Below are 10,432 nucleotides of genomic sequence, written 5' to 3'. Positions count from 1 at the left end.
GCCGTTCGTCAAGCCTGGCGCCACTACGATGGACCTCGAAAACGTCGCCGTTCGCAAGATCGCTAAGCTGCGCGGCATCGCTGCCTTCAAGGGCTATCACGGCTATCCTGCGGCACTCTGTACCTCGGTCAACAACGAGGTTGTTCATGGGATGCCCAACGAGAAGCGCGTCCTTAACGAAGGGGATATCATCTCTATCGACTGCGGCGTCATCATCGGCGGTTTCTATTCGGATGCGGCTGTGACCTATCCGGTGGGCAAGGTCAGCCCCGAAACCAAAAAGCTCCTTGATGTGACCAACGCCTCGCTCGAAGCCGCCATCCAGCAGTGTCAGGTAGGCGGCCGCCTCTTCGACATCTCCGCCGCCGTTCAGCAGACCTGTGAGGCTGAAGGTTTTGGGGTGGTGAGGGACTTCGTCGGCCATGGTATTGGCAAATCCATGCACGAAGATCCCCAGGTGCCCAACTTTGGTGTTGCCGGGAAAGGCCCCCGGCTGAAGGCGGGCATGGTCCTCGCCATCGAGCCGATGATTAACGCGGGAGGCCCTGAAGTCCGTGTCCTCAAGGACGGCTGGACGGCTGTTACCGTCGATGGAAGCTATAGTGCCCACTTCGAGCACACCGTAGCCATCACAAAAGATGGCCCCCGGGTGCTCACCCGCTAGGAAATACCCTCATTTAGGGGTATGATAAGAAATGCTGCGTGTGTAATGAGTATTGAAGCACCAGTGGCTGTCCATCCACTAAAAGAGTTTCAAGCAGCGGTTTTATGAAACGCTGAAGCAATGCGGAAATTCGGGGCTTAACCCCGGACTTTCCAGAGGAGATCGTTTGTCGAAGGAAGATGCAATTGAAGTCATGGCTGTCGTCGTCGAGACGCTGCCGAACGCGATGTTCAAGGTCGAGCTTGAAAACAAGCATCAGGCTCTTGCGCACGTCTCCGGGCGTATGCGTAAAAACTTCATCCGCATCCTCCCCGGCGACCGTGTCGCGATTGAGCTCAGTCCGTACGACCTCAACCGTGGCCGTATCGTCTACCGCTACAAGTAGACAATCCCGGCGGTATTCAGCCGTATTCATCTTTTGTGGGCATGGCTTAGGCCGTGTCGCACATGCACCACGCCAACGAGGCTTAACTCTCAGTGGCGCACTTAGAAGGGAATCAAATGAAGGTTCGAGCATCAGTGAAGAAGATCTGCGACAAGTGCAAAGTCATCCACCGCCGCGGCGTCGTTCGCGTCATCTGCGAGAATGCCAAGCACAAGCAGCGCCAGGGATAAAGAAGTAGAAGCTCTGTCCCTGTTTTTATATCGGCCTCTGCGGGCTAGTTAGCCGAAGTCAAGGCTTGCGTTGAACCCGCCGGACAAACCGAAGACCACCAACCCGCTCCCCGACCAGTTCCAGGAGCCCAACCGAAAAGGAACCCCATGGCACGTATTGCTGGAGTCGATGTCCCTAATAACAAACAGGCGCGCATCGGTCTCACTTACATTTTCGGCATCGGCGACTCGCGCGCGGCGAAGATCCTCGCGAAGGCGGACGTCGATCCCCTCGTAAAGATCGCGACCCTCGACGAGGACCAGCTGAACCGCATTCGTCAGGTCATCGAAGCAGAGGGCCACATCGAAGGCGATCTCCGCAAGGACATCTCGCTCAACATCAAGCGCCTCATTGAAATTCAGTCCTACCGTGGCCTCCGCCATCGCCGCAGCCTGCCGGTTCGCGGCCAACGCACCCACACTAACGCTCGCACCCGCAAAGGCCCACGCAAGGGAACCGTTGCCGGTAAGAAGAAAGCGACGAAATAAATGGCGAAGACACAGAACACCAAAGGCGCAGCTAAGACTGGCAAGAACAAGAAGTTCAAGAAGCGCGAGCGCAAGAACGTTCCATTTGGTCTCGTCTTCATTCAGGCCACATTCAACAACACCATCGTCACCATCACCGATCAGGCTGGCAACACGCTTTCCTGGAAGAGCAGCGGTTCGCTCGGCTTCCGCGGCTCCCGTAAGGGAACCCCGTTTGCCGCGCAACAGGCGGCTGTCGGCGCTGCCACCGCAGCCCGCGACCACGGTCTCCGCTCGGTCGATGTGCGCGTCTCCGGCCCCGGCTCCGGCCGTGAGTCCGCGATTCGCGCCCTCGCCACCACCGGCATCGAGGTCCGCAGCATCCGCGACGTTACGCCGATGCCGCACAACGGCTGCCGTCCGCCCAAGCGCCGCCGCGTCTGATTTTCATGGCTGGTCGCGTTTGCGACCAGCTATGAAGTTATTATTTACTCCGCGTTGCGAGCAACGTAGAGCGCAAGGATCGCAAACAGTACTACCGTCCGGATGTAATTGAGCATCGTTACACCTCCTTCTAAAGGAGGCTTTTGATAGTTCCTTTACCCAGATGTAGTGATAGATAACCGGATCGTGACCGAAGCGCAGCCAGCGTGTAAAGCGATCGACAACCGAATTCAGGAGATAGAAAGAAATGGCACGTTATACAGGACCCGTCTGCCGCCTCTGCCGCCGCGACGGCACCAAGCTCTTCCTCAAGGGAGCCAAGTGCTTCTCAGAAAAATGCCCCGTCGAGAAGCGCAACTTCCCCCCCGGCCAGCACGGCCAGTCCAAGAAGCAGAAGAAGGTCGTCGGCTACGGTCTGCAGCTCCGCGAGAAGCAGAAGGCCAAGCGCATCTACTTCACGCTCGAGACCCAGTTCCGCGCCTACTATCAGAAGGCTTCAAACCGCACCGGCGTCACCGGCGAACTCCTGCTCCAGCAGCTTGAGACCCGCCTCGACAACGTGTGCTACCGCCTCGGCTTCGCAATGAGCCGCCGCCAGGCCCGTCAGATCGTCCGCCACGGCCACATTCAGGTCAATGGCCGCAAGGTCAATATCCCATCCTTCCAGTGCAAGGTCGGCGACGAGATCGCGATCCGCGAAGGTTCCAAGTCTCTGGTGGTTCTCGAAGAGTCGAAGAACTTTGCCAGCGGTCAAAATGCGGTTCAGTGGCTCGACATCAACCGCGACAATCTCTCCGGTAAGGTGCTCGCTCTGCCGAAGCGCGAAGATATCAACCTGCCCGTCAACGAGCAGCTGATCGTCGAACTCTACAGCAAGTAGCTTTAGCTGTTACAAAAGATTGGGTGCCCCATGTCCCGCTTCTGGGACATGGGTTCTTCCCAGCAACACCACAACTTAACCGCAACCGAACCACCCGCCGGTCCGCAAAGTGCATCGCGGCCAGGACGGATAAAGGAGAAACACATGCTTTGGAGAGGTTTTCAAAAGCCCAAGCGTCTTGCAGTCGACACCGAAACACTCACCGACAAGTACGGCAAGTTTTCCGCGCAGCCCTTTGAGCGCGGCTTCGGTACCACCATCGGTAATGCGCTCCGCCGCACCCTGCTTTCGTCCATCGAAGGCGCTGCCGTTACCGCCGTCCGAATCGAAGGTGTGCTGCACGAGTTCCAGTCGATCACCGGCATCGTTGAGGACGCGACCGACATCATCCTCAACCTGAAGCAGATTCCCTTCAAGCTCAACGGCGAAGGCCCCAAGGCTCTCTATCTCCGCGCCGACCAGGCCGGTGTCGTCACCTCGGGCTCCATCGAGGCCGATGGCGACGTCGAGATCCTCGATAAGGACGTCTACATTTGCACCATCTCCGAAGGCGGCAAGATCGACATGGAGATGCGCCTCAAGCGCGGCCGTGGCTACATCTCTGCCGACAAGAACTTCGACAGCGACCTCGGCCTCGGCTTTATTCCTGTCGACTCCGTCCACTCGCCTGTCCGCAAGGTCAACTACCTCGTCGAGGCCGCCCGTCTCGGCCAGATCACCGACTATGACAAGCTCACCGTCGAGATATGGACCAACGGCACCGTCCTCCCCGCAGACGCACTCGGCCTCTCCGCCAAGCTGCTCAAAGACCACATGACCATCTTCATCAACTTCGAAGAAGAGCTCGAAGCCGGTCATGACGGCCTGCACGATGGCCCTGCGCTGCAGAACGACAATCTCAACCGTTCTGTCGAAGAGCTCGAACTCTCCGTGCGCAGCTACAACTGCCTCAAGAACGCCAATATCATCACCATCGGTGAACTCATCCAGAAGACCGAAGCCGAGATGCTCAAGACCAAGAACTTTGGTCGCAAGTCCCTGAACGAGATCAAGGAAATCCTCGCGCAGATGGGCCTCTCGCTGGGCATGAAGATCGACGAGCACGGCAACCCGCAGCCCGGACCAACCTCCGTGCTTCCCGCAGCCACCCTCGCCGCCAGCTTCGGCAACTTCGACGACGATGATGAAGACGAAGATGAAGAGGACGACTTCGAGCTTCCCGCCGAGCCGGAAAACTTCTAACAACACGATTAAAAACGGAGGGATCGCTCAATCCGATCCCTCCGTATTTCAAACAGCAACATCCGACTCACGGCTTAAAGCCCAGTCGAAGGAGATCAAATGCGCCACCGTAATGCAGGATTTAAACTAGGCCGCAACACCAGCCACCGACGCGCCATGCTGCGCAACCTCGTCACCTCCATCATCCTGATGGATCGGGTCGAGACCACCATCACCAAGTGCAAGGCCACCCGCCCTTTGGTCGAGAAGATGATTACCCTCGGCAAGCGCGGCGATGTGCATGCCCGCCGTCAGGCCGCTGCCTATCTTATGACGCCCGAGGCTGTCGACCGCCTCTTCGCAACGGTGGCACCGCGTTATGGAGCCCGCAACGGCGGCTATCTCCGCATCGTGCGCAGCGGACCCCGTAAGGGCGATGCAGCCGAGATGGCGTTCATCGAGCTCCTCGGTGCCGAGCACGAGCTGAATGAGAAGGCGCAGAAGCGCGCAGAAGCCCGCACCAAGCGTCGTGAAGAGCTCGCCAAGCAGATGGAAGAGCGTAATCCCGGCGAAGCGCCGGACCCCAACGCTGAGCCATAGACTGGTGTTAATATACTCAGAGGCGCACCTACAAGGGTGCGCCTTTTCTTTTGCTATCAGGCACGACTCTTACTGCAGAGCACATCGATTAGAGTAGAGGTGTCAAATGACCGCACCGGAGAGTATCGCCCTCACAGATCGCCAATTCACTCTCATCGCTCGCGCGTTAGCAGATCCACGCCGCTACGAGATCCTCCAGAAGATCGGAAGATGTAATCCTTCCTGTGCCTGCAGCGATATCCGAAGCTGTCTTCCCATCAGCCCGGCGACGCTCTCTCACCACATGAAAGAGTTGGAAAACGCCGGTCTGATCGATGCACAGCGCGAAGGAAAATTCGTCAACTACACCCTGCGCCGCGACGTTTTGCAGGCTTACCTCGACCGGCTCTCCGAAATTTAGCGAACGAATACCCCTCGCAGATGTCTCTGCGGATCTCTATCGATATCATCCTCGCGAAGACGGGTTGCTACTGACGTTTGGCCCGGATGCCATCTCTGAGATCGCTCAGCGTTCAGATACCCCAGATTCCGAGAACGATATACACAACAGTAGCAATCACAGCAATTCCTGCCGCAATCTCGCTAATGAGAGGAACACTCATCGTTGGCCCTTCTCTGGCCCGCCACCATACTACGCTCAGCCGTTGTGCACCACCACGCGATTCTTTCCCCCGCGCTTGGCGGCGTAAAGAGCTTCGTCTGCCCTCTCTACCAGCTGATAGCCATTTACCATCGAATCGTCCAGTGCCGCCATCCCGATACTGATCGTCAGTGGAGCATTCTCCCACTCCTCGATCGCGACCTTTGACATCACGCGCTTGGCCAGCCCGAGGGCGCTCTCTGGGCCGCTCTCGGGCAGCAGCACCACAAACTCTTCACCGCCATATCGCGCCGGCAGGTCAGGCAGTCGAACCGTCGTCTGCAGAATCGTTCCCAGACGGCGCAATACTTCGTCACCCGCAGCATGGCCCCAGCGGTCATTCACCATTTTGAAGTCGTCCACATCGAGCAACAGCACAGACAGCTCCCGGTTCCGACGCCGTGCCATCGAGAACTCCATTACCAGCCGCTCCTCAAACGCGCGGCGGTTTCGCAGCCCCGTCAGCTCATCGGTCACTGCCAGCTTGCGCAAACGACTATTAGCCTCTTCCAATTCGCGATGGTAGCGTTCCAGCTCAGCCTTGTGCGCCGCCTCTTCGGAGACATCCACGGCCACTCCGGCCAGCAGAATGTTGCCCGCCGAATCGTGACAGGGAAACTTGAACGAACGCAGCGATCGAATAACCCCATCCGCGCCGCGAACCTGCTCCTCATTCTCGATAATGCGGTCGCCGACCATCACCTCAAGATCGTGCATGCGGTCCGACTTGATTAGATTGCGCGGCCATAGCTGCTCGTCGGTCCGTCCCAGCCACGCATACTCGCTTATGCCGAACCGTTGCGCGAAGCTACGGTTATAAAAGAGCAGCCGTCCGGCCGAGTCTTTGATGTAGCTCATAAAAGGGCTGGCGTTCATGAACGCACGAAACAGCTCTTCGCTGGCCCTCATTCCCGCGGCGGCCTCTTCCTTCTCCTTCAAAGCCTGCTCGAGCGCAGTGCGCTGCACCAACAACTCCAGCCGCGCACTCACCTGCCTGCCCAGAACTTCCAACGTGTGTCCCTGTTCTTCGTTCAGCAGCCGCGGCACAATGTCGATCACCGAGAGCGTCCCTAACAGGTCTCCGTCTGCCGTCCGCAGGGAGACACCGGCATAAAACCTCAATCCGGGCTCGTTCGTTACCAGGGGGTTAGAGGCGAAGCGAGGATCTGTGAACGCGTCCGTGACCACCATCAGGCCAGGCTGCCGCACCACGTGGGCGCAAAACGCCGCCTCTCGCGGAGTCTCCCGCCGCTTCAGCCAATCGGTCGATCGAAACCATTGGTGCCGCTCATCCAGCAGGGTCACCAGGCCCACCGGCGTCCCGCAGATTGCAGCGGCCAGTTTGACCAACTCGTCGCACTCCTGCTCGGGTTGCGACTCTAGTAACTCTTCCGACCAAATCTCTTTGAGACTGGCATTTTCGTTCTCAGCTAGCCGTGTACTCATTTGTCACCGTAAGGTCAACAGTAAGGATAGCTGTCACAAGAACCCTGATGCTATAAGCTTTTTCGTAAGCTTACGAGAGTAACCATACTCAATCTCTATTTTGGTTACTTAGGTTTCTTATTGCGTCACTATTGTGGTCTTTGCAGGCGCAAAGATTGACTTCACTCGCACTGACTACAATGAGAACAGCGATTCGTCCTCGTCTTCCCAATGCTCATGGAAGCAGTGATTCGAAACCATGCCAATAGCGAGACTGACCATCGAACTGGAGATTCCCCACGCGCAATCTCTCAAGGACCGCCGCCAGGTTGTCCGCTCCATCAAGGACAAGCTCCGCCACGGCTTCAATCTCTCCATCGCCGAGCTCGACGACGGAATCGTCTGGAACCGCGCCACCCTCGGGGTCGCGGCCATCTCGTCCTCGACCAGCTATCTCACCGGTCAGATCAAGCTCATCGACGATGCTGTCCTTCGTCTCGCAGCGGGTCTGGGCGCTCAAATCGTAGATTCCTATGCCGAAATTCTTCCCGAATGACCCTGCGGGCATCTTTAATGACAACGCGTTAGGTCAAACGCTTGAATTTTGATATCCTCAACCGTTCACCCTGTAGAAATATATGCCCGAGCAACGAGCCAGAACGTACCACCGGAACCGAGTCGCCAACACCTTCTCCGACGAGATCGGTGCGATGTTGGAAGGCGAACTCTCCGACCCCCGTATCGCACCCAGCTACGTCACCGACGTCGTCCTCGCTCCCGGCGGCAAGTCCGCACGCGTCTTCATCGCGGTCCACGGTACCGAGCAGGAAGAAGACTCCACTTTGGAAGCGCTTACCACCGCGCGTGCCTACATCCGTTCCCAGATCCGCGACCGCATGGGTGTCCGTCACGTCCCCGAACTCAGCTTCGCCATCGACCGCTCCCAAAAGATGACCGGCCGCATGGATGAGCTGTTGACTCGTATGCGCAAACGCGAAAAGAAGGCGACCCCATCTCAATCATGACGCATATGACGCAGCAACCGATCGACGAATCGACGCATGAAGCTCAGATTGAAATGCTCCTCGAGGCCTTCCGCGCCAGCCCCCGCTTTATCCTTACCTCGCACGCCCGTCCCGACGGCGATGCCCTCGGCTCCGTTCTTGCTTTAGCAGAGATCCTCGACCAGATGGGCCGCCAGACCGACGTCGTCTTCGCTGATCCGGTTCCGGCCATCTATCGCACTCTGCCCAATGTGGGCCGCATCCACCACACTCCCTCCGCTGCCGACATTGCCGACCACAGTATCCCGGCCATTCTGCTTGAGTGCGACGGCATCGCGCGCACCGGGCTCCTCGGCCTCGACGAAAACCGCCCCCTCATCAACATCGACCACCACGCCAGCGGCCGCCACTTCGCCTCCGTCAATTGGATCGACGAGCACGCCTGCGCCGTCGGGGCCATGGTCTACCGCATCGCCATTGCCGCCGGAGCCGAGATCACGCCCAGCATGGCCACCTGTCTCTATACGGCGATCCTCTCCGACACCGGCGGCTTCACCTACGCCAGCACCAATGCGGATACCTTCGCCGTCGTCCATGATCTCGCTGTCCGCGGAGCAAACCCCGCAAAGATCGCGCGAGACGTCTACTTCTCGAACTCCATCAGCAAAATCCGCCTCCTCGGCTCAGCACTGTCCAACCTTCAGTGCGAAGGCAACATTGCCTGGTCGTGGGTCACCAGCAATGACATGACGCTCACCGGTTCCGACGCTGAGGACTGCGAAGGTGTCGTTAACTACCTCATCAGCATCGCCGGCATCGAGTCCGCTGTCTTTCTTCGCGAACTTCCCGACATCAACGAGTTCCGCCTCAGCATTCGCAGCAAGGGCAAGCTCGACGTCGCCCGCATCGCCGAGTCGTTCGGCGGCGGTGGCCATCGCAGCGCCAGCGGATGCACGATTCAAGGCCCGCTCGACATGGCCATCGACCGCATTATTACCCAACTTCGTACAGGGCTCTGTTAGCCTTGTCTGGTTTACCTGACCCAATGAGTGATCTGCAAAAAACTGCCGCGCCCGGCTCATGGAAAGAACGCGCCCCCATCGCATGGCTGCATGGCATCTGGAAGGGCTTTGCCGCCGAATCGCCGCAGGAGTTCCTCGTTCTCTGCGTCGTGACCGGCTTCCTTCTGCTCTATGGTCTGGTTCCCCTCATCGGTGGCGACCAACTCGGCCTCGTCGGCGCAGACGAGCCGCGCTACGCTCAGATCGCCCGCGAGATGCTCGCGCAGCATAATGATGTCTGCAACCAGCTTCACGCAAGCATGGTCCCCCATAGCCTCAGCCCCAAGGCGATCGACGATTCCTTCCATTGCCTGATCGGCGGAACCATCACCCCCATCCTCTACGGCAAGCCCTGGCTCGAAAAGCCCGCGCTCTACTACTGGCGTGCCATGAGCTTCTTCCGTGAGTTCGGAGTCTCCGACTGGTCCGCCCGTCTGCCGTCGTCCTCCGGAGCCTTCGCGCTCTTCTTCCTCATCTTCCTCCACATGAGGAGATTCCGCCCTGGGGGCCATCTCAACGCCGCACTCATTACTGCCTCGAGCCTCGCCGTCTTCGCTTTTGCCCGAGGCGCGTCCACCGACATGCAGTTAGCCGCGCCCTTCTGTATCGGGATGCTCGGCTGGTATGCCTGGTATGAGACCGGAAAGAAGTTCTGGCTCTTCGACCTCTACTTCTTCGGAGCCGCGGCCACGCTCGCCAAAGGCCCGGTAGCGCCCTTCCTCGCGCTGGTCATCATCCTTCTCTTCGCTGGCCTTCGCCGCGAGTGGTCGCTCCTGCGCCGCACCATCTGGTGGCCCGGCATCCTGCTTTATATGGTGATGGTGCTGCCCTGGTACATCGCCGTGCAATGGAAGAACCCGACCTTCTATCGTCTCTTCTTCCTCGAACATAATCTCGAGCGCTTCGCCACCAACCGCTACCAGCACCACCAGCCATTCTGGTTCTATCTGGCTGTTTTGATTCTCGGCCTCATGCCCTGGACAATCCTCTCCCTTCGGGCTTTGGTTGACTCCATCGACGTCTCCATCGCCGAGTGGAAGGTCCGCCACAATCCCCAGCGTTACCTCGGCCACTCCCGTGCCGGTGACGCCTTCCCCGAGTTTCTCGTCCTCTGGACGCTCTTTCCCATCGTCTTCTTCTCCTTCTCCGGCTCCAAGCTCCCCGGCTACATCCTTCCCTCCATTCCGCCGCTCACGATTCTTACAGCGGACTATCTCCACCGCAACCGCCGCGACGGCCTCCCGCGCTGGCTTCTCTGGGCGCACTCCGCCGTCTGCGCCATCCTCGTCTTCGTCCTCATCCTCGCGCCTCAGCACATGAAGTACGAGACCCTCATCCCCTCGGCTCAATGGCTGTTTATCGCGGGAGGCT

General features: G+C 58.7%; 13 protein-coding genes and 1 pseudogene. 13 read left to right on the top strand and 1 reads right to left on the bottom strand.

From position 1 onward, the window contains the following. The 9 genes and pseudogenes from map to VMU57_RS03815 all read left to right on the top strand — a co-directional run. Positions 1–664, top strand: a 664-nt coding sequence (gene map / locus VMU57_RS03855; RefSeq protein ID WP_325380965.1) for a type I methionyl aminopeptidase, incomplete at its 5' end; no start/stop codon positions are given. A gap of 166 nt (positions 665–830) precedes the next feature. Further along, a complete protein-coding gene (infA, locus tag VMU57_RS03850) occupies positions 831–1,049 on the top strand; it encodes a translation initiation factor IF-1 (protein WP_013581270.1) in 219 nt (72 codons plus the stop codon). Positions 1,050–1,165: 116 nt separating this feature from the next. Continuing rightward, positions 1,166–1,279 (top strand): 50S ribosomal protein L36, encoded by a 114-nt coding sequence (gene rpmJ / locus VMU57_RS03845; RefSeq protein WP_013581269.1) that lies wholly within the window; start codon positions 1,166–1,168, stop codon positions 1,277–1,279. 147 nt (positions 1,280–1,426) lie between these two features. Next, entirely contained in the window at positions 1,427–1,807 is a 381-nt protein-coding gene (gene rpsM / locus VMU57_RS03840; protein ID WP_325380957.1) for a 30S ribosomal protein S13, read from the top strand. Beyond that, positions 1,808–2,230: a 30S ribosomal protein S11 gene (gene rpsK, locus VMU57_RS03835; RefSeq protein WP_158910022.1), complete on the top strand. Its 423-nt coding sequence runs from the start codon at positions 1,808–1,810 to the stop codon at positions 2,228–2,230. Positions 2,231–2,477: 247 nt separating this feature from the next. Next, positions 2,478–3,110, top strand: a complete 633-nt coding sequence (gene rpsD, locus VMU57_RS03830) for a 30S ribosomal protein S4 (protein ID WP_325380953.1) — start codon at positions 2,478–2,480, stop codon at positions 3,108–3,110. 144 nt (positions 3,111–3,254) lie between these two features. Beyond that, complete coding sequence (locus VMU57_RS03825) at positions 3,255–4,352, top strand: DNA-directed RNA polymerase subunit alpha (RefSeq protein ID WP_325380951.1); 1,098 nt, start codon at positions 3,255–3,257, stop codon at positions 4,350–4,352. Between the two features lie 99 nt (positions 4,353–4,451). Continuing rightward, positions 4,452–4,799 (top strand): annotated as a pseudogene (gene rplQ, locus VMU57_RS03820) (50S ribosomal protein L17); the annotation flags it as partial. Between the two features lie 238 nt (positions 4,800–5,037). Beyond that, positions 5,038–5,331: a metalloregulator ArsR/SmtB family transcription factor gene (locus VMU57_RS03815; protein ID WP_325380947.1), complete on the top strand. Its 294-nt coding sequence runs from the start codon at positions 5,038–5,040 to the stop codon at positions 5,329–5,331. A gap of 237 nt (positions 5,332–5,568) precedes the next feature. On the opposite strand, the gene VMU57_RS03810 is transcribed toward VMU57_RS03815, so the two are convergent. Further along, the gene (locus VMU57_RS03810; RefSeq protein ID WP_325380945.1) at positions 5,569–7,017 is read right to left on the bottom strand and encodes a diguanylate cyclase; all 1,449 of its coding nucleotides are present in this window, start codon (positions 7,015–7,017) and stop codon (positions 5,569–5,571) included. 238 nt (positions 7,018–7,255) lie between these two features. On the opposite strand from VMU57_RS03810, the gene VMU57_RS03805 reads away from it, so the two are divergent. The 4 genes from VMU57_RS03805 to VMU57_RS03790 all read left to right on the top strand — a co-directional run. Then, positions 7,256–7,552 carry a DUF503 domain-containing protein gene (locus VMU57_RS03805; protein ID WP_325380943.1) on the top strand — a complete coding sequence of 99 codons (297 nt, stop codon included), beginning with the start codon at positions 7,256–7,258 and terminating at the stop codon, positions 7,550–7,552. A gap of 82 nt (positions 7,553–7,634) precedes the next feature. Continuing rightward, positions 7,635–8,021, top strand: a complete 387-nt coding sequence (gene rbfA / locus VMU57_RS03800) for a 30S ribosome-binding factor RbfA (protein ID WP_325380941.1) — start codon at positions 7,635–7,637, stop codon at positions 8,019–8,021. After that, positions 8,018–9,022 (top strand): bifunctional oligoribonuclease/PAP phosphatase NrnA, encoded by a 1,005-nt coding sequence (locus tag VMU57_RS03795; protein WP_325380939.1) that lies wholly within the window; start codon positions 8,018–8,020, stop codon positions 9,020–9,022. The genes rbfA and VMU57_RS03795 overlap by 4 nt, the downstream gene beginning before the upstream one ends. Positions 9,023–9,045: 23 nt before the next feature. Then, positions 9,046–10,432 (top strand): glycosyltransferase family 39 protein (locus VMU57_RS03790; protein ID WP_325380937.1); only part of this gene is annotated, 1,387 nt, incomplete at its 3' end.

This window comes from Edaphobacter sp., assembly GCF_035532915.1.
Taxonomy (GTDB): domain Bacteria; phylum Acidobacteriota; class Terriglobia; order Terriglobales; family Acidobacteriaceae; genus Edaphobacter.
The sequence above is the reverse complement of the archived record's forward strand: the minus strand, read 5'-3'. Positions and strand labels throughout refer to the sequence as shown.